The 22644-nt window shown below is 62.8% G+C and carries 25 protein-coding genes; 11 read left to right on the forward strand and 14 right to left on the reverse strand.

Going from position 1 to position 22644, the window contains the following annotated elements; all coding sequences use genetic code 11:
- Window positions 1-48 precede the first annotated feature (48 nt).
- The 6 genes from AC52GN_RS06705 to AC52GN_RS06730 all read right to left on the reverse strand — a co-directional run bounded on the left by AC52GN_RS06705 (window position 49) and on the right by AC52GN_RS06730 (window position 4226).
- On the reverse strand, window positions 49-558 hold the full coding sequence (locus AC52GN_RS06705; protein WP_496528574.1) for a hypothetical protein: 510 nt from the start codon (window positions 556-558) through the stop codon (window positions 49-51).
- Window positions 555-1370: an exodeoxyribonuclease III gene (xth, locus tag AC52GN_RS06710; protein WP_496528575.1), complete on the reverse strand. Its 816-nt coding sequence runs from the start codon at window positions 1368-1370 to the stop codon at window positions 555-557. Before xth ends, AC52GN_RS06705 begins: the two co-directional genes overlap by 4 nt.
- Window positions 1367-3217: a DNA ligase D gene (ligD, locus tag AC52GN_RS06715; RefSeq protein WP_496528576.1), complete on the reverse strand. Its 1851-nt coding sequence runs from the start codon at window positions 3215-3217 to the stop codon at window positions 1367-1369. The genes xth and ligD overlap by 4 nt, the downstream gene beginning before the upstream one ends.
- Window positions 3218-3219: 2 nt before the next feature.
- Window positions 3220-3396, reverse strand: coding sequence for a hypothetical protein (locus AC52GN_RS06720; protein ID WP_145915895.1), 177 nt, complete (start codon window positions 3394-3396; stop codon window positions 3220-3222).
- 66 nt (window positions 3397-3462) lie between these two features.
- The gene (locus tag AC52GN_RS06725; protein ID WP_496528577.1) at window positions 3463-4008 is read right to left on the reverse strand and encodes a DUF488 domain-containing protein; all 546 of its coding nucleotides are present in this window, start codon (window positions 4006-4008) and stop codon (window positions 3463-3465) included.
- Window positions 4005-4226, reverse strand: coding sequence for a hypervirulence associated TUDOR domain-containing protein (locus AC52GN_RS06730; protein WP_291783471.1), 222 nt, complete (start codon window positions 4224-4226; stop codon window positions 4005-4007). The genes AC52GN_RS06725 and AC52GN_RS06730 overlap by 4 nt, the downstream gene beginning before the upstream one ends.
- A gap of 145 nt (window positions 4227-4371) precedes the next feature.
- On the opposite strand from AC52GN_RS06730, the gene AC52GN_RS06735 reads away from it, so the two are divergent.
- The 6 genes from AC52GN_RS06735 to AC52GN_RS06760 all read left to right on the forward strand — a co-directional run bounded on the left by AC52GN_RS06735 (window position 4372) and on the right by AC52GN_RS06760 (window position 11059).
- Complete coding sequence (locus AC52GN_RS06735) at window positions 4372-5130, forward strand: ImuA family protein (RefSeq protein ID WP_291783467.1); 759 nt, start codon at window positions 4372-4374, stop codon at window positions 5128-5130.
- A complete protein-coding gene (locus tag AC52GN_RS06740; protein ID WP_496528578.1) occupies window positions 5045-6565 on the forward strand; it encodes a DUF6504 family protein in 1521 nt (506 codons plus the stop codon). The genes AC52GN_RS06735 and AC52GN_RS06740 overlap by 86 nt, the downstream gene beginning before the upstream one ends.
- Window positions 6562-9777, forward strand: a complete 3216-nt coding sequence (locus AC52GN_RS06745; protein WP_496528579.1) for an error-prone DNA polymerase — start codon at window positions 6562-6564, stop codon at window positions 9775-9777. The genes AC52GN_RS06740 and AC52GN_RS06745 overlap by 4 nt, the downstream gene beginning before the upstream one ends.
- A 63-nt stretch (window positions 9778-9840) precedes the next feature.
- The gene (locus tag AC52GN_RS06750) at window positions 9841-10182 is read left to right on the forward strand and encodes a nuclear transport factor 2 family protein (RefSeq protein WP_496528580.1); all 342 of its coding nucleotides are present in this window, start codon (window positions 9841-9843) and stop codon (window positions 10180-10182) included.
- Between the two features lie 179 nt (window positions 10183-10361).
- The gene (locus AC52GN_RS06755; protein ID WP_269298577.1) at window positions 10362-10604 is read left to right on the forward strand and encodes a hypothetical protein; all 243 of its coding nucleotides are present in this window, start codon (window positions 10362-10364) and stop codon (window positions 10602-10604) included.
- 131 nt (window positions 10605-10735) lie between these two features.
- Entirely contained in the window at window positions 10736-11059 is a 324-nt protein-coding gene (locus AC52GN_RS06760) for a hypothetical protein (protein ID WP_496528581.1), read from the forward strand.
- A gap of 51 nt (window positions 11060-11110) precedes the next feature.
- Here the strand turns inward: AC52GN_RS06760 and AC52GN_RS06765 are convergent, their stop codons facing one another.
- Together AC52GN_RS06765 and AC52GN_RS06770 are read right to left on the reverse strand one after the other, a co-directional pair.
- Complete coding sequence (locus tag AC52GN_RS06765; protein ID WP_269298579.1) at window positions 11111-11338, reverse strand: hypothetical protein; 228 nt, start codon at window positions 11336-11338, stop codon at window positions 11111-11113.
- Between the two features lie 88 nt (window positions 11339-11426).
- Window positions 11427-12068 (reverse strand): DUF421 domain-containing protein, encoded by a 642-nt coding sequence (locus tag AC52GN_RS06770; protein WP_200165183.1) that lies wholly within the window; start codon window positions 12066-12068, stop codon window positions 11427-11429.
- A 1180-nt stretch (window positions 12069-13248) separates the two neighbouring features.
- Here AC52GN_RS06770 and AC52GN_RS06775 point away from each other — a divergent pair.
- Window positions 13249-13458: a cold-shock protein gene (locus AC52GN_RS06775; protein ID WP_200165182.1), complete on the forward strand. Its 210-nt coding sequence runs from the start codon at window positions 13249-13251 to the stop codon at window positions 13456-13458.
- A 159-nt stretch (window positions 13459-13617) separates the two neighbouring features.
- Here AC52GN_RS06775 and AC52GN_RS06780 read toward each other — a convergent pair whose 3' ends face one another.
- The 6 genes from AC52GN_RS06780 to AC52GN_RS06805 form a co-directional block, all read right to left on the reverse strand.
- Window positions 13618-13794 carry a DUF1328 domain-containing protein gene (locus AC52GN_RS06780; RefSeq protein ID WP_346487774.1) on the reverse strand — a complete coding sequence of 59 codons (177 nt, stop codon included), beginning with the start codon at window positions 13792-13794 and terminating at the stop codon, window positions 13618-13620.
- A 266-nt stretch (window positions 13795-14060) separates the two neighbouring features.
- Entirely contained in the window at window positions 14061-14300 is a 240-nt protein-coding gene (locus AC52GN_RS06785; protein WP_291783441.1) for a hypothetical protein, read from the reverse strand.
- Between the two features lie 169 nt (window positions 14301-14469).
- Window positions 14470-14742 (reverse strand): hypothetical protein, encoded by a 273-nt coding sequence (locus tag AC52GN_RS06790; protein WP_253107937.1) that lies wholly within the window; start codon window positions 14740-14742, stop codon window positions 14470-14472.
- Between the two features lie 34 nt (window positions 14743-14776).
- The gene (locus tag AC52GN_RS06795) at window positions 14777-14941 is read right to left on the reverse strand and encodes a hypothetical protein (RefSeq protein WP_253107936.1); all 165 of its coding nucleotides are present in this window, start codon (window positions 14939-14941) and stop codon (window positions 14777-14779) included.
- Window positions 14938-15510 carry an SOS response-associated peptidase family protein gene (locus AC52GN_RS06800; RefSeq protein ID WP_496528582.1) on the reverse strand — a complete coding sequence of 191 codons (573 nt, stop codon included), beginning with the start codon at window positions 15508-15510 and terminating at the stop codon, window positions 14938-14940. Before AC52GN_RS06800 ends, AC52GN_RS06795 begins: the two co-directional genes overlap by 4 nt.
- Before the next feature lie 498 nt (window positions 15511-16008).
- Window positions 16009-16707, reverse strand: coding sequence for an abortive infection family protein (locus AC52GN_RS06805; RefSeq protein ID WP_496528583.1), 699 nt, complete (start codon window positions 16705-16707; stop codon window positions 16009-16011).
- Between the two features lie 729 nt (window positions 16708-17436).
- On the opposite strand from AC52GN_RS06805, the gene AC52GN_RS06810 reads away from it, so the two are divergent.
- From AC52GN_RS06810 to AC52GN_RS06825, 4 genes are all read left to right on the forward strand, one after another.
- Window positions 17437-20742, forward strand: a complete 3306-nt coding sequence (locus AC52GN_RS06810; protein ID WP_496528584.1) for a DEAD/DEAH box helicase — start codon at window positions 17437-17439, stop codon at window positions 20740-20742.
- A 180-nt stretch (window positions 20743-20922) separates the two neighbouring features.
- Window positions 20923-21504, forward strand: a complete 582-nt coding sequence (locus tag AC52GN_RS06815) for a hypothetical protein (protein ID WP_496528585.1) — start codon at window positions 20923-20925, stop codon at window positions 21502-21504.
- A 367-nt stretch (window positions 21505-21871) separates the two neighbouring features.
- Window positions 21872-22249 carry a DUF2971 domain-containing protein gene (locus AC52GN_RS06820; protein ID WP_496528586.1) on the forward strand — a complete coding sequence of 126 codons (378 nt, stop codon included), beginning with the start codon at window positions 21872-21874 and terminating at the stop codon, window positions 22247-22249.
- Window positions 22250-22348: 99 nt separating this feature from the next.
- A complete protein-coding gene (locus tag AC52GN_RS06825; protein ID WP_496528587.1) occupies window positions 22349-22552 on the forward strand; it encodes a hypothetical protein in 204 nt (67 codons plus the stop codon).
- The last annotated feature ends 92 nt before the right edge of the window (window positions 22553-22644 follow it).

Consider the following 22644-nt stretch of genomic DNA (forward strand, 5'->3'; position numbering starts at 1 on the left):
CCTGTCGAACTCCCGAGGTCGAAGATACGATCCGCCTTCGTGGAGGCCTCACCTGTTCGCCTGCCAGCGCTCGCGAAGCGGTCCGCTGCGCCCGGCGATTGGATCTTCATCAGGAATCGCGAGCGTCCGCATTCGCCGGCGCGTCTCAGCAGAGGGCGCCTCTCGGCATATGTCCCAATCGTAATCCTTCGGATATGCCCCGACGACCATGAAATCGTCGCTGACCTCAATGCGGCGATGGCCGACGCCCACAGGCAGAATGAGCGCGTCGCCGGCGCGGACCTCGACCTCGCGGCCGCCGGGCCCGCCGAGCAGCAGCGTGCCATAGCCTGTCGCCACGCCGAGCGCTTCGTGGGCCGTTGAATGGTAGTGGTCATAGTCGAAGATCGTGTCGCGCCATTGCGGCGGCCAGCCGTGATCGGCGAACATCCGTTCGAAGCGTTCCGCGGCCTTTTTCCCCTCGGCATTGACGACTCCGCGATAGAGGAGGACCGGGAGCCGTTCGTTGTTCGGCAACCAATCGTTCTCATGAAGAATGAACTGTTCGGTCTCCATCATCTCCTCTCCTGAGCGGGAGGCGTCCGCCGCCTGCCTTTCGGCTCGCGAATCTCAATCCACACCGGCGCATGATCGCTCGTCTTCTCCCAGCCGCGCGGGCGGGTATCGACTTCGGCCGCCACAAGCCGAGCGGCGGCTGGCGGGTTCAAGAGGAGATGGTCGATCCTCAGCCCCGCGTTCCGTTCGAACGCGCCGCGCCAGTATTTCCAGAAGGTGTAGATGACGTCGTCGGGGTGCAGGCGGCGGACGGCGTCCGTCCACCCTTGGTCAAGCAACCGCTGGTAGGCGGCCTTCACCTCAGGGGCGAAGAGGGCGTCGTCGCGCCAGCGCTCGGGGGCATAAACGTCCTTATCCGTCGGCATGACGTTGAAATCGCCAGCGACGATGACGGGCGCGTCAAGACCAACCAGACTCGCCAGGTGGGCGTGCAGACGCTCGAACCAGCGCAGCTTGAAATCGAACTTCGGACCCGGTCGGGGGTTGCCGTTCGGCAGATAGAGGCCGGCGACAAGCACGCCGTTCACGGCCGCCTCGATGTATCGGCTCTGTATGTCGTCGGGATCGCCTGGCAAGCCGCGTCGAGTCTCGTGAATCTCACCGACCCGGCTCAACAGCGCGACGCCGTTCCATCGGCTCTGACCATGCGAGATCACGTCATAACCAAGATCGCGGATGGCGCTTTCGGGGAATTTTTCCTGAGGGGCTTTCAGTTCCTGCAAGCAGACGATGTCCGGTTGAGCCAACTCCAGCCACCGAACAAGGACAGGGAGGCGGCCGTTGACCCCATTCACGTTGTAGGTTGCGATCTTCACAGGTCGGGCAGCGCCTGATCAGCGCGTCCCCAGGACGACAGCGTCTTCAGACCGGCGCGCTTAAGCAGTTCGGCCTGATCGCCGACATGGAAGCGAGCCGGGCCTTCGATCGTCTCCATCTCCTTCCAGGTGATCGGCGCGGCGACGGGCGCGCCTTCGCGAGCGCGAGCGCTGTAAGGCATGACGGCGGTCGCGCCGCGCTGATTGCGCAGGTAGTCGACGAAGATGCGTCCTTTCCGCTGGGCCTTCGGCAGGGCGGCTGTGAACTTGGTCGGCTCAGTCTGAGCGACTGCGATGGCAAGCCGCCGGGCGAAATCCTTCACTTCGGGCCATTCGGCCCGCGGCGTCAGCGGCGCAATGACGTGAACGCCCTTTCCGCCCGTCACCATGGGGAAGGTCTCCAGCCCGATCGTCTTCAGGATATCTCTGAAACGGAAGGCGGCGGAGCGCACGGCCTCGAAATCGAGACCTACGTCCGGGTCAAGGTCGAAGACTAGTCGGTCCGCCTTCTCGACGTCCTCGATGCGCGCGCCCCAGCCGTGGAATTCGATCGTGCCCATCTGCACGCAGGTCATCAGCCCTTCGGCCGTGTCGATATAGAGGTAAGGTTCCTCCTCGCCGTCCTTCTCCTCGATCGCCACATGACGGACCGCCTCGCCGAAGCTGCCGGCGTCATGTTTTTGGAAGAAGCATTTCTTGGCCCGGCCTTGCGGGCATCGGACGAGGCTGATCGGACGGGACGCGATCCAGGCCAGCATGATCGGCGAGACGGCTGCGTAATAGTCTGCGAGTTGGCCCTTGGTGATCTGGCTCTCGGGATAGATGATCCGCTCGGCGTTGCTGATCGGCACGTTCACCGGCGATTCCGCCGACCTGACCGGCGTCGCCTTCTCGATCACAACGGCCTCAGGCTTCTTGTCGTCTCGCAGGCCGAGATAGCTTGGATGGCGCAGCGTGCCTTCGTTGGTCATTTCGGTGAAGGCGACCTCCGCGACGAGCTTGGGGCGTAGCCAATGGGCGTCGCGGACTTCCGAACGCGGCGCCTCGACCGTCGGCGTGTCTTGCTCGAGCGGACCCATGATGGACATGAGCCGCTGCAGTTCCTTCGCATCGAAGCCTGTCCCGACCTTGCCGGCATAGCGTAGAGCGCCGTCCTCGTTGACGGCGAGGATCAGGGAACGGAAAGCGCGGGATTTGTCCGAAGGCGTCCATCCGACCACGGCGAACTCCTGGCGCTGGATGCATTTGGTCTTAACCCACCCGGACGATCGCGCGCCGACGTAGCGTCCATCGGCCAGCTTCGACACCACGCCTTCCAGGCCCGCTGCGCAGAAGCTGTTCAACAGCTTTTCACCGCTCCCACGAATATGGTCGGAGTAGCGGAGTCGCCTCGGCTTCTTGGGCATTAGGTCGCGCAAAAGAGCCTTGCGCTCGAGCAGTGGCAGCCCCGTCAGATCCTCGCCGTTTAATTCGAGCAGGTCGAAGGCGACATAGTCGATCCTGGCGGGATCGCCTTTCAATGCGCCCTGAAGCGTCTGGAAGTCGGAGCGGCCTTCGGCGTCGAACACGACGGCCTCGCCATCCAGCAACGCGGACTCGACCTTCAAGCTCGCGGCCGCCTCGACGATTCCGTCGAATTTCTCGGACCAATCCAGACCCGAGCGAGTGAACGCTCGCGCGCGACCGCCCCCGATCGCGATCTCCAGCCGATAACCGTCATACTTCATCTCGTGCAACCAGCGGTTGCCGCTTGGCACGGCGTCAACCAGCGTCGCGAGCTGGACCGGACGGAAGGCGGGGAGGGAGGTAGTGGACGCCGGGGCGGCGCGCCGGGCGGCGCGGGCCACGGTCAGGACCGACGATCGCCGCGGTCGCCTTGGCCGGGCTTGCTCTCGTGCTTCGCCTTCTGCCGACGGTCAGCGGCGAGCGAGCGGCCCACGTCGTCGGATTCCTTGAACTGACCCTTCTCATCGCGCCGGACGTAGCGCTTGTCCGAGCCCGTATCGATTAACTCGCGTTTGGACATGAAAGTCTCCTCTCGGGAGCGCAACGCGCCATCGGAGCGAAAGGTGCCGTCTGCTGATTGGCAGGCCTAGTCCGTGCTCATCGGAGCGGGATAGCTGACGGTCTCGTCCAAACCAATGACCGCCCCGCCTGTCAGCCGAGCCGGTTCCAGACGACCGCGTCCCATGATGTGTAGAACCGGCTCGCCGCGCGCGAGTAGATTGTCGGCGATGAGCCTGCGGTGACATCGCCACCAGACCGCTTCGGAGCACGTGATTGCGCAGCGCTGCTGGCGGCCGGCCTCGATCAGTCGTTCGAGCCCGTCACGAAACTCGTGTGAGAGGGCGTAGTCGGCATAGTTGTGGAAGCTCTTGTTTTCCCAGTAGGCGTTCACGTCCGCGGGCACGTGTTTCACCTGCCCGCGTCGACCGCCCAGGGCGGCGCTATGTTCGTAAGAAATCTGAAAATCCGCCAAGACGTCCGGAAGCGTTGTCTTGTTGAACTGAGGATGGGTTCGGGACATCGGAATCTTCCTGACGTCCACCACCCGTTCGACGTGCGCCTCCTGCAGCAGGGCGACGAAATCCTCAAAACTCCGGTTGGAGTGTCCGATCGTGTAGAACGGCAGCGTCACGCGTCGTGTCGCACATGATCCAGAGCGCTGCCCTTATGGGCGGCGATGTGATCCGTCTTGTCGCTCCTGATCTCGTATTGGGGGTCGGCTTCCGACGCGCGGTGCGTGTGACCTTTGTAATCAAAGTCGCGGGTGTGGATTTTGATGATCCGGCCCGACACGCGCCCCGCCTCGGAGTTCCAGCTGACGTGATCGCCGACGTCGAAAGTCTTGGCCATTCCTGATCTCCTAAAAGGACAATCAGGCTTTGCCGATTTCGTTCCCCCCAATTTTCGGCGGCCCCCCTGCGATCCGTGTTGACTCTTGACGCTCGCGAGTAGAACAGAAAGGGAACATTTTAACTCGCGGCAGAATTTGGAGTCTATGTCATCGCCCTCGAAACCCCTTCTCGATGCGCTACGCACTCGCATTCGTCGGATCGAGACGAGCGAGAAGCGGGACCGCGGGGTGTTGCCGTTCGGGATCGAGGCGGTGGATCGCCGGCTGCCTGGCGGCGGGCTCTCGCTGGGCGCGCTGCACGAGGTCGCTGGCGGCGGGGCAGGCGCGCTTAACGGCGCGGCGGCGGCGCTGTTCGCCGCGGGGATCATGGCGCGTCTGGATGGGCCGGTTCTGTGGTGCGTAAGCCAGCGCGACCTCTTCGCGCCGGCGCTGGCCCAAGCAGGGCTTCATCCTGACAGGGTGATCTACGCCGAGATCGGCGACGACAAGGCCATGCTCGCCTGTTTCGAAGAAGGCTTGCGTCACGGCGGCCTCGCCGGCGTCGTCGCTGAGCTGTCCAAACTGCCGATGACCGCCTCGCGGCGTTTGCAGCTTGCGGCGGAAGCGTCGGGCGTGCCGGGTTTGGCGGTGCGCCGCTGGCGCAGACAGTCAGACGCCAGCGATTTCGGCCAGCCGACCGCGGCCGTCACGCGCTGGCGAGTCTCGGCCCTGCCTTCGGAACCCCTGCCTGTACCGGGTGTCGGCCGCCCCCGCTGGCTGGTCGAGTTGATCCGGTCCCGCGCCGGCGAATGCGCGGATTTTGTCCTGGAAGCCTGTGATGAGAAGGGTCGTCTCGCTCTACCTGCCGACGTGGCCGACCGATCGGTTGCGCCGGTCGATGGGCGCGTCCGCGCCGCCGCCTGACGCGCCGCTCGTGCTCGTCGGTCGCGACGGCCGCAAACGCATGGTGCTGGCGGCCGATGCGGCCGCTCAGGGATTCGGACTCCATCCTGGCATGGCGATAGCAAAGGCCCAGGCCCTGGTCGCAGAGTTGACCGTGATGGACGCCGACCGGGAGGCCGATGATCGCGCGCTGGATAGGCTCGCGCTGTGGGCGCTGCGGCGCTATGCGCCGATCGTCGCGCCCGATCCGCCCGACGGCCTGATGATCGACATTGCCGGGGCCTCTCACCTTAAGGGCGGTGAGGCGGCCTTGCTCGACGACTTGACCGGACGGCTCGCCTCGGCGGGCATCCACGCGCGGGCGGTCGTCGCACCCTCCTACGGCGCGGCCCATGCCCTCGCGCGGTTCGGCGGTGGAGCCAGGCTGGTCGCCGAAGACGAGATCGCGGACCGCCTGAGCCCTTTGCCGGTCGCCGCGCTGCGCCTGACGCCCGTCACGGTTGAGGGCCTGCGCCGGCTCGGCTTCGACCGTATCGACGAATTGGCCGCCGCGCCGCGCGCGCCGCTCACCCTTCGGTTCGGACCCGAGCTCGGGCGGCGGCTCGATCAGGCCTATGGCCGCGTCGAAGAGCCGTTCGAATTGATGACGGCTGCTGAGCTGGTGCGGGTCGTGCGTGATTTCGCCGAGCCGATCGGCGCGCCGGAGACCCTGGCGCGCTACACCGGCAAGCTGGTCGTCCAGCTTTGCGAGACGCTGGAGGAAAAGCGGCTCGGGGCGCGCAAGCTCGACCTGCTGTTTCACCGCGTCGACAATCGGGTCGAGGCGGTCCGCATCGGGACTGCCAAGCCGGTGCGCGACGTCCGGCGCCTGACCCGGCTCCTCTGCGACAAGATCGAAACCGTAGCGCCGGGGTTCGGAATCGAGCGCATGACGCTGACGGCCGCCGTGGCCGAACCGCTGCACTACCGGGCGGGCGCATCGAGCCTGGTCGAAGCCGCGCCCGCCGATGTCTCCGAGCTAATCGACACCCTCGCCAACCGCATCGGTGCGGGCCGTCTTTATCGCCTCGCCCCGCGCGAGAGCGATGTGCCCGAGCGCTGCCTGAGCCGCCTTGCACCTCTGGCTCCGGCGGATGGGCGCACCTGGCCTCTCGACTGGCCCCGCCCGTCGCGGCTGCTCGACCCGCCCGAGCTGGTCGAAGCGATGGCGCTGCTGCCCGACCATCCGCCCGCCGCATTCACCTGGCGCGGCCAGCGGCGACGGGTGATGCGCGCGGACGGTCCGGAACGGATCTTCGGTGAATGGTGGACGCGCGACGCCGAACTGGAGGCGGTGCGCGACTACTTCCAGGTCGAGGATGAAGCGGGCGAGCGCTTCTGGCTCTACCGGGCCGGCGATGGCGAGGACCCGCATACGGGCTCGCACCGCTGGTTTCTGCACGGGCTGTTCGGATGAGCGCGCGCTATGCCGAACTGCAATGCGCCTCGCATTTCTCCTTTCTGCGCGGCGCCTCGTCGGCCGATGAGCTTTTCAGCCAGGCCGCCGTGCTGGGGATCGAGGCGCTGGCGATCACCGATCGCAACTCGCTTGCGGGGATTGTGCGCGCCCACGAAGCGGCCAAGGCGACCGGCGTCCGCCTGATCGTCGGCGCCCGGCTGGTGCTCACCGACGGGACCGAGCTTCTGGTCTATCCCACCGATCGGCCCGCCTACGCCCGGCTGTGTCGCTTGCTCAGCCTCGGCAAGGGTCGTGCGGGTAAGGCGGAATGCGAACTCCATTGGGACGACGTCGCCGCATGGAACGAGGGTCTGATCGCCGTCCTGGTTCCAGACGAGGCCGATGACCTGACGGCGCGGCGGCTGCGAAGGCTCGCCGATCTCTTCGGCGACCGCGCCTATTGCGCCCTGACCTTGCGTCGGCGGCCGCGAGACCATCTTCGCCTGCACGGCCTCTCCAATCTGGCGTCGGCGGCGCGCGTGCCGACCGTGGCGACCAACGATGTCCTGTTTCACCATCCCTATCGCCGCGTCCTGCAGGACGTCGTGACCTGCATCCGCGAGGGCGTGACGATCGACGACGCCGGTTTCGTCCGCAATCGCCACGCCGACCGCTATCTGAAACCGCCCGAGGAAATGGCCCGGCTGTTCCGCCTGTGGCCCGAAGCCGTCGCCCGCAGCGTTGAGGTCGCGGAGCGGTGCCGCTTCAGCCTGGATGAACTCGCCTATCAATATCCGCATGAGGTGGTCGAGCACGGTCTGTCGGCGCAGGCGACCTTGGAGAAACGGACCTGGGAAGGCGCAGCCGAGCGCTATCCTGAGGGCCTCCCGGACGAGGTCGCCGCGACCCTTCGTCATGAGCTGACCCTGATCGCCAGCCTCGACTATGCACCCTATTTCCTGACGGTGGACGCCATCGTCCGGCAGGCGCGCAAGCTCGGCATCCTCTGCCAGGGGCGCGGATCGGCGGCCAACTCCGCCGTCTGCTTCGTGTTGGGCGTCACCTCGATCGATCCGGGCCGTAACGACCTGCTGTTCGAGCGCTTCGTCAGCCAGGAACGCAAGGAGCCCCCGGACATCGACGTCGACTTCGAGCATGAGCGGCGCGAGGAGGTGATCCAGTGGGTTTATGAAACTTACGGCCGTCACCGCGCCGCCCTCTGTTCGACCGTGATCCGTTATCGCGCCAAGGGCGCGCTACGCGACGTCGGCAAGGCGCTAGGCCTGCCCGAGGACATGATCGGCCTCCTGTCGAAGCAACTCGGCCATTGGGCGACCGAGGGGGCGGGCGAGAAGCTTGCGAGCGAACTCAATCTCAATATGGCCGACCGCCGATTGCGGCTGACGCTCGAACTCGCGCGCGAACTGATCGGCGCGCCGCGCCACCTGTCGCAGCATCCCGGCGGCTTCGTCCTGACAGAGGACCGCCTGGACGAACTGGTCCCGATTGAACCCGCCGCGATGGAAGACCGACAGGTGATCGAATGGGACAAAGACGATATCGACGCGCTGAAGTTCATGAAGGTCGACGTGCTGGCGCTGGGGATGCTCTCGTGCATGCGCCGGGGGTTCGATCTCCTTCGCGAGCACAAGGGCGTCGACCTCGATCTCGCGACCATCCCGGCGGAGGACCCGCGCACCTATGCGATGATCCGGAAGGCCGATACCCTCGGAGTCTTCCAAATCGAGAGCCGGGCGCAGATGGCGATGCTGCCCCGCATGAAGCCGCGCACCTTCTATGACCTCGTCATCGAGGTGGCGATCGTCCGGCCCGGTCCGATCCAGGGCGACATGGTCCATCCCTACCTGCGGCGGCGCGAGGGACGCGAACCCGTCGACTATCCGACGCCCGAACTCGAGCGGGTGCTGGGCAAGACGCTCGGCGTGCCCCTGTTTCAGGAACAGGCGATGCGCGTCGCCATCGAATGCGCCGGCTTCACCCCCGGCGAGGCGGACCAACTGCGCCGCGCAATGGCGACGTTCAAGCACACCGGCGGCGTATCGGCCTTCGGAGGCAAGCTGATCCAGGGCATGGTGGCGCGCGGCTATACCGAGGAGTTCGCCACCAGGACATTCAACCAGCTCGAAGGCTTCGGCTCCTACGGATTTCCGGAAAGTCATGCCGCGTCATTCGCGCTCATCGCCTACGCCTCGTCATGGCTTAAATGCTGGCACCCCGACGTCTTTTGCGCGGCCCTTCTCAACGCGCAGCCGATGGGCTTCTACGCCCCGGCTCAGATCGTTCGCGACGCGCGTGAGCATGGCGTCGAGGTGCGACCCGTCTGCATTAACGCTTCGCGCTGGGACTGCACGCTTGAGTCCACGGACCGCCCGGGCGCCTTCGCTGTCCGGCTCGGCCTGCGCATGGTCACAGGGCTGGCCAATTCGGACGGAGCGGCGCTCGTGGCGGGCAGGGATCGCCCTTACGCCGACATCGACGATGTATGGCGGCGCTCGGACGCCGAGGTGTCCGCGTTGGTGCGGCTGGCGGAGGCGGATGGTTTCCGCGCGGCCTTCGGTCTGGCGCGGCGCGAGGCGCTATGGGCGATCCAGGCGCTGCGCGACGAGCCCTTGCCCTTGTTCGCGGCGGCGGCCGGCGACGATGGACGGCCGCCGCCTGAGATCAACGAGGAGGCGGTGGCGCTGAAAGCGATGACCGCGGGCAGGGAGGTCGTAGAGGACTATCAGCATGTCGGTCTTTCGCTTCGTCGCCATCCGGTCGCCTTCCTGCGCGACGAACTGGCCGGCGAAGCCATCGTCACCTGCGCCCAGGCTCAGGGGACGCGCGACGGCCGCCTCACCAAGATCGCGGGTCTGGTGCTGGTGCGCCAGAAGCCGGGGTCCGCGAAGGGCGTCATGTTCATCACCATCGAGGATGAGACTGGAGTGGCCAATCTGGTCGTCTGGCCCGACATCTACGAGAAGCACCGCCGCGTGATACTCGGCTCGAGCATGATCGCTGTGCAGGGGTGCGTCCAACGCGAAGGCGACGTCGTTCACCTCGTTGCCGCGAAACTCTTCGACCTGTCGGACCGGCTGGGCCGGATCGGCGAGAAGGATGACGCTTTCCCGTTGCCGCACGGACGTGGCGACGAGTTCCATCACGGATCGAGCGGCTCCGATGCGCGCGAGGGCAGGGGTCTGCGTATCAAGCCGCGGGATTTTCGCTAGTCCCGTGACGTTAGCAGGATCGACAACGGATCCGAGGCGTTCCTCAGAATAAGAGAGCACGGCATGACGTTTGACGAAATCTGGACGCTTGAGAAAAGCCTCTGGCTCGGCGGTCGCGAAGCCTACGCAGCGCTCCTGCATCCGCGCTGCCTGATGGCCTTCGCCGAGGTTGGAATCCTGGACGCTGAGACTGTCATCGATAGCATCAGCGGACCGCGTTGGCGCGAGGTCACACCCAGCGACTACACAATCGCCCGAGCGAGTGCCGACCTTATTGTTATTGGCTATCGCGCGGCGGCTGATCGACCAGAAGCTCCTACCTACCGCTGCGTCTGCACGTCCACTTACCTCCTCTCCGAAGGTCGTTGGCTTATCATCCAGCATCAGCAAACCGTCGAGGCTTGATGCTTCTCGTAACGCGCTGTCGCGACCAAGCCCAGGAGCCTGTACGTTTTGCAGCAAATCGCGAGTGCGGGCCTGGATCGGACTCGGGAGTCTATTTCACTACGGCTTGCGACTCATTGCGGTGGGTCGAAAGGTCCGCTTTGGGTTGTCCCGCGAAGAGTGACGGTATCGCCATCAAGATGCCGCGCAAGTCGGAGTTCGTGGCGACCTCAACGCTGGAGGGGTATCAGCTGGCGACTGTGACCGTGACCAACAAGGTTTCGACCGGTGGCGGCGTCGCCATGGCCGGAAACGTCCTCGTCGGGGGCATCCTTGGCGCCGGAATCGATGCGGGGACCGGCGCGATGCTCGATCTGACGCCGAACCCAGCGCACGTGGATCTCAGCCAAGAGCGCGCGCCAGCGACCGGTCGTCCGGAGTAGGAGCTCGACAGAAGAACGGCGGCTCCATCCGGGGCCGCCGTTTCCAATTGAATGAAGAGGTCACCTAGCCTGAGCAGTATGGAACAGAGAGCGTCGCGCGTCTTTCGATAGACACAACGAAGGAACAAGACATGCCACATCAGAACACGTCATCGTCCAGCGCGACCGCTCAGAATGCCGCGACCGATCCGGCGGCTCCACGCGACCAGGCGACAGATCAGGACCGCAAAGAAGAACCTCGCTCCTACGCGGCATCGGATGTTTCCGACAGCTCGCTAGCCCCGCCCGCCGCCGGCGAGGTGTCCGACTATATGGACGAAGAGGAGGCCTTGGACGGAGAAGCCGTTCAGCAGGGCGCCAATCACGCAAACCGGCCCGACCGTACCGAGGCCATGGATTCTCAGGGCCCCAAGACCAGGGCAGCTAACCGCGACATCGTGCAGGGCAGGAACTGAAGCTTGGACGGCGGCTCTGCCCGGGCCGCCGTCCGACTGAACCTCGGTTGATCAGTCTGGGTTAGCGATCGGCGGCGTCGCCGGTGGAGCTTTCGCCGCTTCCTCCTCCAGCTTTCGGCGCTGGTCGGGGTTCTCATCCGGTTGAGGCGTAGTGACGCTGGGATCGGGCTCCCGTTCCCGGCGCTCAGCTTCGTCGGTCTCGCGTCTGGCTTGCTCCTGGAGGCTGTCTTTATCGGCGGGGCCGCGAGAGTTTGGGTCGTTTGGCGGGACGTCGGTCATGGTCATATCCTCTCTAGGGTTGCCCTTAACCAAGCGGTGGGCGCCGATCCCGTTCCAGCAGGCTGCCCCTTAGGTTCCAAACTCTAGCCTAGCTAACCAATGGCTCTTCTGCACCTGTGTCTTCCCCGTCGTATCGAACGAACGATAGCCGGCCATCGGGCTCCAGCACGCCCCATTTGATCATATCCAGCCGCTCGATCCCGGCCTTGCGCATTTCCGACAGGATTTCGTCCGTTCTGATGCGATCCTTGTGCAAAGCATCTTCGACGAGCCTGCCCCTATTGATCACGATCGCAGGCAGCGCCTCGCTGACGGTTTGAAACCATTTCAGCCGGTAGGTCATAACCGAATCGATAAAGGTCAGGAACAGAAGGGTAGCGGCCCCGACCAAGGCTCCTGGGATAGACTCGTCGCCAGCCGTCAGGGACGGCGATACGATCTCGGCTATCATCAGAAGCGTGACGATCTCGAACGGCGACATCTGGCTAAGCTCACGCTTGCCAAGGAACCGAAACCCCGCTGTTAGAGCGACGAATATGATCGTGACCCGCACGATCAAATCCAGACCGTTGCTTTCCTCCGGCTCGATGACGCCGACAGCTCCGAGGAAAACCACGGCTGCGATAAGCGTGACGCCGAGAGCTTCTACCTTTCGTAAGCGTATTTTAGGCGGGACAGTCGCCAGCTTGGGCAGAGCACTCAGGTCCGCAAGATGGGGGCTTGCTTTCATCTTTCCGCGTCCTTGCAGTTAAGCCGATAGCTTCACAACGCAGCGCGTGGTTTAGGGTTGGCTGTGTGCCTAATCGCACCCTCAGCAAAGGGGCGGTGTAGATTAGGAAGATTCAACCGTAACCACGCAGTCCTTGAGGGGCGTCGCCGGATAGGCAGGCCGACCTCGCCGCTGCGCATGACCGGGCGCTGGCGCTCGACGCCCAGGTCAGGAAGCTCACGGCTGATCTGGACTGCGTACGACAGGAATGGGACGCCGCTCTGGAGAAGGCGAAGCAGAAGGAAGGCGAGATCCGCCAGCTCCAGCAAGTGATCGAGTCGCTGCGCCGCTCGGAGGATATCGAATGACCGACACGCCCATCCAGGGTCGCGAAATAACTCTCGGGCAGTTTCAGATGAAGCTGCGGGAGTTGATAAAGCTGGACGGTCGACCGGTGAAACCTCTTGGCGCGTGTACGATAACTGTGGAGCGGGCTCGAAATCACGCAGCAAAGGAAATCAAGGCTTAAGGCTCGCATTAGGCTTGATGCGGAAGCGCGGGGCGAAAAAGAACTCGCGTCTATCACTCGCGCATTGAAGGGAGGCCGGAAGCCCGCTCCAGTTAACCCGCCGCCGAGTTGCCGCCGAAGCCTGGCTGACGGGCATAAGAAAACCCGTCTGCCACATTGGGACTCAGACGGGCCTAATGAGCCGAGGCTCGTAGCCTAAATGGGAGCTAGTATTAAAAGCGCAAGGCCCACAAGAAATTAATCAGCACCGCCTGCAATGATCGTCAGAACGGCCCAGATGATTACGGCCAGTGCGATCACACCCCCAAACGCGGCGGCGATTACGAGGCGCTTTTCAGCCGCAGTCAGCCTCCGATGATCCATTGTTCCGTGATCTCCGTGGGCGGCAGCCGGCGAACAGTACGCGTAGCACCATTGTGAAGCCGCAGGTGATAAACTTGTCTGCGCTCCAGAAGCGCCCTGTAATTGCTCGATATTAAATCTGGTGGAGCCCTCAACTCGAACTAAATAATATTTATCCTTGCTTGTTCCGTCTTTGTAGCTCACCGTCTGGATGTCGATATCTCTGCGTAACGCCCTATTTCTTTGCGACGCATCGAGATTTCCGTTTCCTTAGACCCGACAGCTCTCAGGACCTTTTCCTCAGGGCAATCTTTCTCGGAGGTCATGGAAATGGCTACTGGCATTATCAAATGGTACAATCCTACCAAGGGTTTCGGTTTTATCGCTCCTGACGCTGGCGGCGGCGACGTCTTCGTCCACGTCTCGGCTGTCGAGCGTGCTGGCCTCAGCGGCCTGAACGAAGGCCAAGCGCTGTCGTATGAACTCGAGCGCGACCAGCGCTCGGGTAAGACTTCGGCAGGTCAGCTGCAGGTCGTTTAAGCGAACGCGCCAGTTTAATGGCGCTATTGAGGCTCGCTCTCTTAGGAGGGCGGGCTTTCTCGTTTCTTGAGACGCTTTGACTTCCCTGAGGCTGTGAGGCGCCGGCAGCAAGAAGGCCCGACCGGCGGCCGGGCCTTTACGCGCTCTAGAAATGACGCGTCAGATACGCGGCCCACGGCCGCGCATGCCGCCCACAACTAGCGAGACGACGAACAGAATGATGGCGATGATGGCGATGAATTTCGCGATCTCGAACGACATGCCCGAGATGCCGCCGAAGCCGAGCACGGCGGCGACCAGGGCGATGATGAAGAAGATGATGGCCCAACGAAGCATGGATGGTCCTCTGGCGTGTTGATGACGGCGTGAACGTCGACGCCTCCGCCTCGATCGCTCCACCCGTCGGCCAACGTATCGGAGGCTTGAGCGTTCCGAGGGACTGGAACCGTGCTATCCGACTTTGCAGCGACGTCCATTGGCGATCATTTGGAACCCGGCAAGCGCCCGCCAGTTGGCCTTTCGCAGCCCACCCCATCCTCGGGGCTGCCGTCTGAGAACCGCCGAGCCCCTCGCCGGATGCCCCAAGCGCCGGCGAGGGGTTTTCAGTTCTGCAGGACGCCGCGCTCGATCAGAGCGAGGACGACGGGGTCCTGAAGGGAGGCGGCGACTTCGCGCGCGAAAGCGCGGTGCGCCTCTGCCTCATCCATGATCAGGCGCTTACTGCCGTCCCGATGCGACGAGAGACGAAAGGAAATCTTGCGCTGCTGCTTGGCCAGGCGCTCTATCCGAACGAGTTTCACTCCGGCCTGATCGCGCAGGGGCGCGCGTGAACTGACGACCATGATCGACCTCCTGAGCGAGCCGATAAAGCTCGGGAGGCGATAGACGGTTCCCGCGGACGGAACTCTTCCGCGCGGGGCCGGTTGGCACACAGCGTCGCGCTTGCTGGCCCCGTGCGGCGCTCCGGGGAGACGAGCGCCCTCCGCTGTTATCCTGGCGGCGGAGTGGCGCTCAACCGCTGGGCAGAAGATCTCGATAGGGTTCGCCTCGATCGCCCGCCTCGGCTCTAGTCAGCACCTTGGTTTCCTGCTGCGATCCGACGTGGATGACGATGTCCCGATGGCGCAGGCCGTCGTGTAGGGCCGTGCACTTGGCTCGCACAGCAGACAACACATTGACCCAATGGTCAGTCTCGACCGTGATCAGGCCCGGCAGAAGGTTGGGGTCATCGCCAGCCGCTGCGGCCATAGCGTCGAGAGTGTCGTTCAGTTCGTCGGGCGTCATGGCGCCGCGTGTAGCTGAGTCGCCCTGTCGGGGCCTAGCGTTGGCGCCGCAGCAGGCGCGCCGCCTCTTCCTTCCACAGCGCCCGAAAGCGCAGGATGATGGACGCGGGCAGGTTGGCCGCCGCGCGCGATCGGCGGTGAAGGTCATGGGCCTCGGCTTCGAAGCGGGCCGCCTTGTGCAGATCGGTCTCGGCTGTCATGGCGATTCCGGCCAGACTTTCTGCACCGTCAACGATCCGGCCGGGCAGGGCCGCAACATGAGGTCTTCGGCCGCGCAGAGATCCAGCCAGTGGACGCCAGCACCCTGCGGCAAGAGGACGATCTGGCGGTCATGATAGGGCGCGACGTCGGGGCCTGGTTCGGTCGTCAGCATGGCGAAGGCCCCGTCCTTAATGATGCCGGCGATCCAGAACCATGGCTGGCCGGCCATGGTGAACAGCCATTTCGTCTTCCTGCCCTGCGCCTTAGGCTCGGTGAACTCGTAAAAGCCGTCGGCCGGGATCAGGCAGCGGACGGAGTTGGCGAAAGACCGGCCGTCCGAGCGGAAGTTGAAGACGGGTTTCCCGGTCGGGCTCCTCCACGCCCAGGTCGTCATAGTCAGCTGCGGGCCATCGGCGCCTTGGGTGACGACGGGCGCAATGTCGCCGATGCGGTAGTCGGCCGGAGGCAGGTTGGGCAGGCCGCTCGGAAAGCCGAGCGACCGGCCCGCGTCACGGAATGGCGCGGCGATTTGGTTGGCCGGCACGTGCAGGCGATAGTTGTTGCACATGGCGCATCCTCAACTCTGGCCGAGCGACGTTCAATCCCTGGGCGGGCCGGGGCCGATAGAATCCCTCACGCGCCATATGTTTGGCTGGCCGCTCCATTCTTGGCCACAAGCTTGCACGGCGGCTATGGTGGCGAAGAGTGGGGCATGGCCGTGGGCCGCAGGGTGGAACCCGACCATGAGTTTCTGGAGCTGCCGGTGGATGTCCCCAAGGCGCTCGAGGTCTTCAGCCGTGGGGGAGGTGTTCACCCTGTACTTCTCGCAGCGCATCGCGAGTACTGAACTCGACAGGACTCGGGAGCCCATTCCAGTACGGCTTTTGACTCTTATCGGACGTTCAGGACGTCCGCTTCGGACGACGCTGGAAGCTAAATCCATTGCGTCAGCGTCTAACTCAAAGTGGAGTTCTGATCGGGCCTGTGGGGAGGTGCTACGACCTACTGATGGTCGCCGTTTCAGACGGTCCTAAGCGACGGGCTATCATGACGAGCGAGCAGGCCGCTACCGCGGAGCCTCTGGATTGGAATGCTGGGGCAGGGTGCGGTGCTGCAGCCGCTCCCAGGTCTCGATCAGAAACAGGGCCACCGAGCTCGCGGGATTCAAAGCCAGGAGAGCAATGCGCGCGTCAATCCGCGGGAAACCTCGCTGACGGCCATGCGCGTCGCCGCCGTGGGTTCGTAGCGCACCGATGCCCTTGATGACCGAGGTCAGGCCGCTGAGCACCTGCCGAATATCGGCTTCGATCTCCGGCGGGAAATCGCTTCGCCCTGGCGATAAGCGGAGCGGCTCCTGGACCGCCTTCAGCAGGCCCTCAACATCCTTTTTCGGCGGCAGCGGGAGGGAGAGTTCGATGAGGATCGACCGGCAGACGGCCTCGATCAGAGAGCAGGCCGCAGTTACGGCATCCTCGGGGTCGGACTTGAGGCTAGGCATCGCACGGGCGAGTTCGAGCTGAACGGTGTCGAAGTCGATGGTCTGGACCTTCGCCAAGAATGGTTCCACCACGAGTCCCGCGTGTTGGAGTTCTACCAGAACCGCCCGTCCGCCGACGACGGTGACCGACAGCCCATCAGGCTCAAGCGCAGTGTTGAGACGGTTACGAACGGCGACCGCCTTGGCAGGCTCAGAAAGATACTCCCTAGGGTCGCAGACCTTCTGGATCAGCCGCTCGATCGCCGCATCGCCGTCCGGTCTGCTCATGGCGTTCCTAATCGCTTCGGTGGCGGCCGGTACCCGTGAGCTCGCGCCGATCCGCATATCGATGCCGCAGTCGAGAAAGAACTGCTCGATCTTCGGGCCGGATCGGTAGATGCCAACCGGGGGGTCTGATCATTCCCGGCACCGCCTGTGATTGCGTCGACCAAGGCGCCGACAATGAATGAAGAAAACCGGCTTTGCATGCGTCTCGTTTCCGCAAACGACCTGAGGCGAACACCTTACGACAGGGCCGGCCCACGGAAAGCGTCTCGTGCGGCTAACAGATCGAGTGGAGGAAAGCGCCACATTTGGATCCGGCATCAAGTCATACGATGACGGGGAGTTCGCGAAGCGCACTTAGGACGCCGAGGGCCGATCAGATGTCGTGTAGCGAACTTGAACTCAAATGACGCAGGACGTCGCCCGTGGCCCCCTCGGTCTCGCGGGTCGCTTCTATGGAGAGGTCTTCCCAAAGCTCGATGCTCCGCAGCGAGGATGCGTAGCCTGCGAGAGACGCGTTGAATTCCCATCTCACGACCAAGGCCCGTTGCCGGGCCATCAGTAACGGCACCTGGTGGTCGACACCTCGAACTCTCTCTCTGCGTGCACCTGCTTCACAACTTAGCTGTGGGCATATGTGGTCGACCGGTGTTCGTGGAACGATTCTCGTCGCATTCTCACGGTGAGCCTTCGTCAAGCGCTATCAACGAGTCGTGCGCCGGGAATGAAAATTTGACCGATCTGTTTGCCGAAGTCGTCGAGCTGAAACTACCCGAACGATTCACCTTCCAGGGGCGCATCTTGGGTGCTGCCTTCTCGCATCTGGACCGCGAGTCTGAGACCGTGTCTGCAACGGTTGAACCTTACGAATACAAGAAGATCGCTGCCTTTAGGGGCAGGCTGCCGTCGGGCGAAACGATCGCTTTCGTAGACAAGGCCACCACCTCGAATTTTGGATGCGACGGCGTTCTGCAGGTCGATGACGCATCGTCTGCGTCGTCAATTGCCGCATCGTTGGATGCGAACAACGGTGTCTGGCTGTTTCCGAAGACGAAGCGCGCGCTCTCCGTTTCGCGAGATGGGTGCATCGCCCTCGGTGACGAGGCACTGAAGTCATGGAAGGGGAAGCTCACGCTGCGGGCCGAAGAGGTCGAAAACGCGCAGGTCATAACCAAAGGCCTTCGCCCGCCTCAGATTGGCGCAGTTTATGCGACGCAGGCCCATTGGAGCGTCACCAATTCGCCCGCGACGGTGGTGATGCCCACCGGCACGGGTAAGACTGAGACAATGCTCGCGTTGACGGTCGGAACCCCAATCAGGCGGCTCCTGGTTGTCGTGCCGAACAGCAACCTCCGTAAACAGATCACTGAGAAATTCGAGACCTTGGGTGTGCTGAAAGCGGCAACCTGCCTCGAAGAATCTGCTCGCTACCCGGTCGTCGCGAAGCTTGTGAGCGGTCCTAAGACCATCGAAGAGGTCGACGAGATTTTCCTTCGTTCGAACGTGATCATTTCCACGCTTCAGATCCTCGGCCAGGCCGCGCCGGAGGTACAGGCGCGGATGGCGGAGCACGTCGATGCACTGTTCGTCGATGAAGCCCACCATATCGCGGCCAAGACTTGGTCCGCCGCGCGTGCGCAGTTCAAGCGCAAGCGCATCCTTCAGTTTACAGCGACACCATTTCGGAATGACGGCCGACGCGTCGACGGCCGTTTTATCTACGTCTACCCCCTCTCGAAGGCGCAGGAGGAGAACCTCTTCAAGCCCATCAAATTCGTCCCTGTTCAGGGTCTTGATGAGGAAGATGCAGACGACAAAATCGTGGCTGAAGCCGTCCGCGTTATGCGAGAGGACCGCGCCGCCGGCTTCGAGCATCTTGTGATGGCGCGTGCAGATACAATCGCGCGCGCAACGAACCTATTCCGCAAGTACGCGAAGGCTGCTCCCGAAGCCGCGCCTGTGCTTATTCACAGCGACCTCAGCAAGGGCGAGCGCGAGACGCGACTGCATGAGCTAATAGCGAAGCGAAGCAAGATCGCTGTCTGCGTCGACATGCTCGGCGAAGGTTTTGATCTACCCGATCTGAAAATTGCCGCTCTGCACGATAAGCAGCGAAGCGAAGCGGTCACGTTCCAGTTCGTTGGACGGTTTACGCGGACACGGAACGATCTCGGTGACGCCACCGTCATCGCGAACATAACAGGCACAGACATCAAGGAGTCGCTCAGGGTCCTCTACGCTGAGGACGCAGATTGGAACCGAGTCCTGAGTGTTGTTGGCGCGGCCCGAACTGAGAAGGAGCGTCGCCGCGAAGAGGTGTTCGCAGGCTTCTCGGACATCCCCGAGCACTTTCCATTGGAAACGCTTACACCTCGGATGAGCACTGTCGTCTACAAGACCACGTGCCCATCATGGCAACCACACGCCATTGAGGACCTGTTCAAGCCGGGCTCAATCGTTGAAGGCCCTCACATCAACGAAACCGAACGCATCGCGATTTTCGTGAAGCGTGAGGAAGATCGCCTGCGCTGGACCACCGCCAAAGAGCCGACGAACGTCGAATACAACCTCTACATGATCCACTGGGATGACGATCATGGTCTGCTCTACATCAACAGTTCGCGCCTGAAGGATCTCCACGAAGACATCGCCAAAAAGATCTGCGGCTTGGACGTCGAGCGCATCCGCGGAGAAAATATCTTCCGCGTTCTCGACGGATTCCGCCGCCTCATCCTGATGAACCTTGGCCTGAGCGAAACGCAGAGGAAGCCGGTTCGCTATTCAAGCTTCATGGGTTCGGATATCGGCGAGCAGCTCGATACGCTGCCTGGCAATCGCAATCGGATGAAGACCAACCTCTTCGGGCAAGGTTACACCGACGATGGGAAGACCACGATCGGCTGCTCGGTTAAAGGCAAGATCTGGTCCTATGACACCACCAACAACTTCGGCGACTGGATCGACTGGTGCCATGGCCTCGGCCGTAAGCTGACTGACGGCACGATCACCACCGACAAAATCATCCAGCGCCTTGTCAGACCGAAACGCCAAACAACTCGCCCTCCGAAGCCCCCTATTGCAATCGCTTGGCCCGAGACTTTCCTCCATCTGCAAGAGGACAAGGTCGAGATTGAGATCGAGGGCGTTCGAGCGCCCTTCTACGACTGCGATATCGAGCTGAGCTCATTCAGCGATAGTGGCCCGCTCGGCTTCCGCGTCGTAGCTGACGAGCGCGCTGCCGAATTCGAGATGACGATCGATGCAGCCGGAGCACACTACCGCCAGACCAGCGGACCAGAGGTGTCGGTTTATGTGCGCGGGAAGGAAAAGCTCCTGCGCGAGAAGTTCGTCGAGGACCCTCCGCACATTTATTTCGCGGACGGCGACATGCTTGTCGACCACGACCTTTTCGTCCTGCCTCCGTATGAGGAACGACCGGCTTTCGACCTCGATAAGATCGAGGCTCTCGATTGGACTGGCGTGAACATTCGGAAGGAGTCACTCAGCTCGATCGACGACGACTCCGTGCAGGCGTTTATGGCTCGCAGGCTCCGAGACAGCGATGCAGAGTACGAGGTGATCTATAATGACGACGGGTCTGGTGAAATTGCTGACCTCGTCGCCATGCGGCTCTCAGGGAGCACGCTCAAGGTGGACCTCTTCCATCTGAAATATTCTTCGAGCGATCGGCAAGGCGCTCGTGTCGATGATCTCTTTGCGGTTTGCGGGCAGGCTCAGAAATGCATCCGCTGGCGAGAGCGTCCCGATATCTTTCTGGACCATCTTCAAAAGCGGGAGGCGAAGGCAATCCGTGGCGGTCGCCCGAGCCGCTACCTCATCGGCACGCCAGCCATCGTGAATGGATGGACGAACCGCTGGAAGGAGTTCTCCTACGAGTTCAGCGTCTCTATCGTTCAGCCGGGCTATGTGAAGACCGCCTTCGATCCGTCGCACCTAGAGCTCTTTGTCTCGACGGAAGCTCTGTTGATGGACACGTGGGGGATGAGATTCCGGGTCATCGCCGCGGAACACACCTAGCCTTGTGTGCAGACGGAATGACTGCTTCCCGGCTTGCTCCCAATGTCGCCTCGTGGCGCAGAGCGGCAGGCCCCGCGCCAACTCACTCGGAGGCGCCCCTGATCAGGCACTGGCTTCCGCTGTTGCGAAAAGTCGCGGAGCCAGTCATGGCCTGATCTCGAGAAAGGGGAGCGATGCTATATGCGCTTCGAGCTGAATGACGAGACTGACCAGAAACTGGTTCAGGCATTGCAACACGAATTTCTGCGATGTCGCGACGCATTCGATGACTTCCTAGGCTACGCGCCCGAACTGCTAACGGGCACTGGAAACCGGCGGGACCGCTATGCGGCCTACAACGCCTACGCTCGGTTGGTGCATCATCTTTATGAGTTCTTGATGGGCTGCGCTGCCCGGCGACAACGCGACACCCGACCGCTCCGGGCGGAGCAGGCCGACGCGCTTATCACGCATCATCTACAGCGGATTTTGAACGCGCGCCGGGCCGTTATCTTGGCCGGGCGATCGCCTCCTCGGGAAAATGGGCTTGAGGCATATCCTGAGACAGCGCCGGCCGAGTTCGCGTCGACCTTCCGCCGCTACCGGAACATAACCCAAGCACACGTTTCGCCTGACCGAGGCACCTTGGATCTGTCCGGGTTCTACAAGTCGTACCACGGCTTTATCGTCCTGTTACTGCAGGACGCGTCATTCGCTTGGGGACCTCGCGAGGGCGGCCTTCCCGACCTGGGTGCGGCCACAGCTTTTTCGCTAGGCCGCTAACGCTCGCATGGACGCATTCGACACCAGTACTTGTCGGCGCTGACCTGAGCGACAGCGATCTTCAGCTTGGTTCGTCGACATCCGCAGGCGGTTAGCGTTGGTGGAAGCTTCGCATCTAAGGAAAGGGATGTCCGCAAGCGGCTAGTGAGTCGACTTCCGCTTCTGGCGCTGAACGGATTGTTCGATGGCATCAAAAGCGGCGACAGCAATCCTTGCGGACCTTAACTGACTCCGCGTGACGGTTGCGCTGTTCTAACAGTGCCAACGTGTACTTGTGATCGGACAAATCGCATTGCCTACGGACGCACCGCTTCTCTACAAATTTCTCAGCCTTGCGCCCGGACAGTCACCGTCCTGGGAGGATCGTGTGAACCAGCTTCTGGACGGCCGCTGCTTCTATCCCGGCGCAGCAGCGTTCAACGATCCATTCGACTGTTGGCCCTATGCCACGCTTCCCGACAGCAAGGCGGAATTCGAATCTCGTCAGGATCCGTTAGTCGCGGCTTTGGCTGAGGTGACCCGGCGCGAGATTCCTGCGGATTTCGCGACAGAGTGGATCCGACGGAAGTTGGCTGGGAAGTCCATGTCGGAGCTTCATGACCAAGTCCAGAACGGCCTACGCATGAACGCTAATGCGACCGGGGTCTTTTGCCTTGCGGCGTGCATCGACAGCACCTTGATGTGGAGCCATTACGGATGGAGCCACCAGGGCGTCGCCTTACAGTTCGACTTCAGTCGCCAGTGATACGGAGGCCTCAATCCTCTTTGGAAGGTAGACTACCAGTCCGAGCGTCCGGTCATCGGCGACCTTCTTGCTGCCGGCTTTGGTGATGCGGTTCCCCGCATGCTCGCGACCAAGTCCGACATCTGGTCCTACGAACAGGAATGGCGGTCGATGAAGCCCGATGGTGCGGGGCAAGTCGTGCGGTTCAATCCCGAGGTCATCACCGGCGTCGTGCTCGGCGCGAACTGTTCTCCAGAGGACGAAGTCTGGATCCGGGACCAGAATCGCTTCCAAGGGCCTGCAATTGGAACGCATGTCACCTGACCCAAGGGCATTCGCGCTTAATCGCAGACCGGCCTGAATGTCCGGCACGTCCGCTTTGCAGCCGGACCCTCATGTCCGCTTCTGGCGCGTCG

The sequence above is a fragment of the Brevundimonas sp. SS2672 genome (genome assembly GCF_059579685.1).

Bases quoted from the DNA above. Each gene is read 5' to 3' on its own strand.
- AC52GN_RS06705 (WP_496528574.1), bottom strand. From the start codon at position 558: ATGATGGAGACCGAACAGTTCATTCTTCATGAGAACGATTGGTTGCCG.
- AC52GN_RS06720 (WP_145915895.1), bottom strand. From the start codon at position 3,396: ATGTCCAAACGCGAGTTAATCGATACGGGCTCGGACAAGCGCTACGTC.
- AC52GN_RS06730 (WP_291783471.1), bottom strand. From the start codon at position 4,226: ATGGCCAAGACTTTCGACGTCGGCGATCACGTCAGCTGGAACTCCGAG.
- AC52GN_RS06735 (WP_291783467.1), top strand. From the start codon at position 4,372: ATGTCATCGCCCTCGAAACCCCTTCTCGATGCGCTACGCACTCGCATT.
- AC52GN_RS06740 (WP_496528578.1), top strand. From the start codon at position 5,045: ATGAGAAGGGTCGTCTCGCTCTACCTGCCGACGTGGCCGACCGATCGG.
- AC52GN_RS06745 (WP_496528579.1), top strand. From the start codon at position 6,562: ATGAGCGCGCGCTATGCCGAACTGCAATGCGCCTCGCATTTCTCCTTT.
- AC52GN_RS06750 (WP_496528580.1), top strand. From the start codon at position 9,841: ATGACGTTTGACGAAATCTGGACGCTTGAGAAAAGCCTCTGGCTCGGC.
- AC52GN_RS06755 (WP_269298577.1), top strand. From the start codon at position 10,362: ATGCCGCGCAAGTCGGAGTTCGTGGCGACCTCAACGCTGGAGGGGTAT.
- AC52GN_RS06760 (WP_496528581.1), top strand. From the start codon at position 10,736: ATGCCACATCAGAACACGTCATCGTCCAGCGCGACCGCTCAGAATGCC.
- AC52GN_RS06765 (WP_269298579.1), bottom strand. From the start codon at position 11,338: ATGACCGACGTCCCGCCAAACGACCCAAACTCTCGCGGCCCCGCCGAT.
- AC52GN_RS06770 (WP_200165183.1), bottom strand. From the start codon at position 12,068: ATGAAAGCAAGCCCCCATCTTGCGGACCTGAGTGCTCTGCCCAAGCTG.
- AC52GN_RS06775 (WP_200165182.1), top strand. From the start codon at position 13,249: ATGGCTACTGGCATTATCAAATGGTACAATCCTACCAAGGGTTTCGGT.
- AC52GN_RS06780 (WP_346487774.1), bottom strand. From the start codon at position 13,794: ATGCTTCGTTGGGCCATCATCTTCTTCATCATCGCCCTGGTCGCCGCC.
- AC52GN_RS06785 (WP_291783441.1), bottom strand. From the start codon at position 14,300: ATGGTCGTCAGTTCACGCGCGCCCCTGCGCGATCAGGCCGGAGTGAAA.
- AC52GN_RS06790 (WP_253107937.1), bottom strand. From the start codon at position 14,742: ATGACGCCCGACGAACTGAACGACACTCTCGACGCTATGGCCGCAGCG.
- AC52GN_RS06795 (WP_253107936.1), bottom strand. From the start codon at position 14,941: ATGACAGCCGAGACCGATCTGCACAAGGCGGCCCGCTTCGAAGCCGAG.
- AC52GN_RS06800 (WP_496528582.1), bottom strand. From the start codon at position 15,510: ATGTGCAACAACTATCGCCTGCACGTGCCGGCCAACCAAATCGCCGCG.
- AC52GN_RS06805 (WP_496528583.1), bottom strand. From the start codon at position 16,707: ATGAGCAGACCGGACGGCGATGCGGCGATCGAGCGGCTGATCCAGAAG.
- AC52GN_RS06815 (WP_496528585.1), top strand. From the start codon at position 20,923: ATGCGCTTCGAGCTGAATGACGAGACTGACCAGAAACTGGTTCAGGCA.
- AC52GN_RS06825 (WP_496528587.1), top strand. From the start codon at position 22,349: ATGCTCGCGACCAAGTCCGACATCTGGTCCTACGAACAGGAATGGCGG.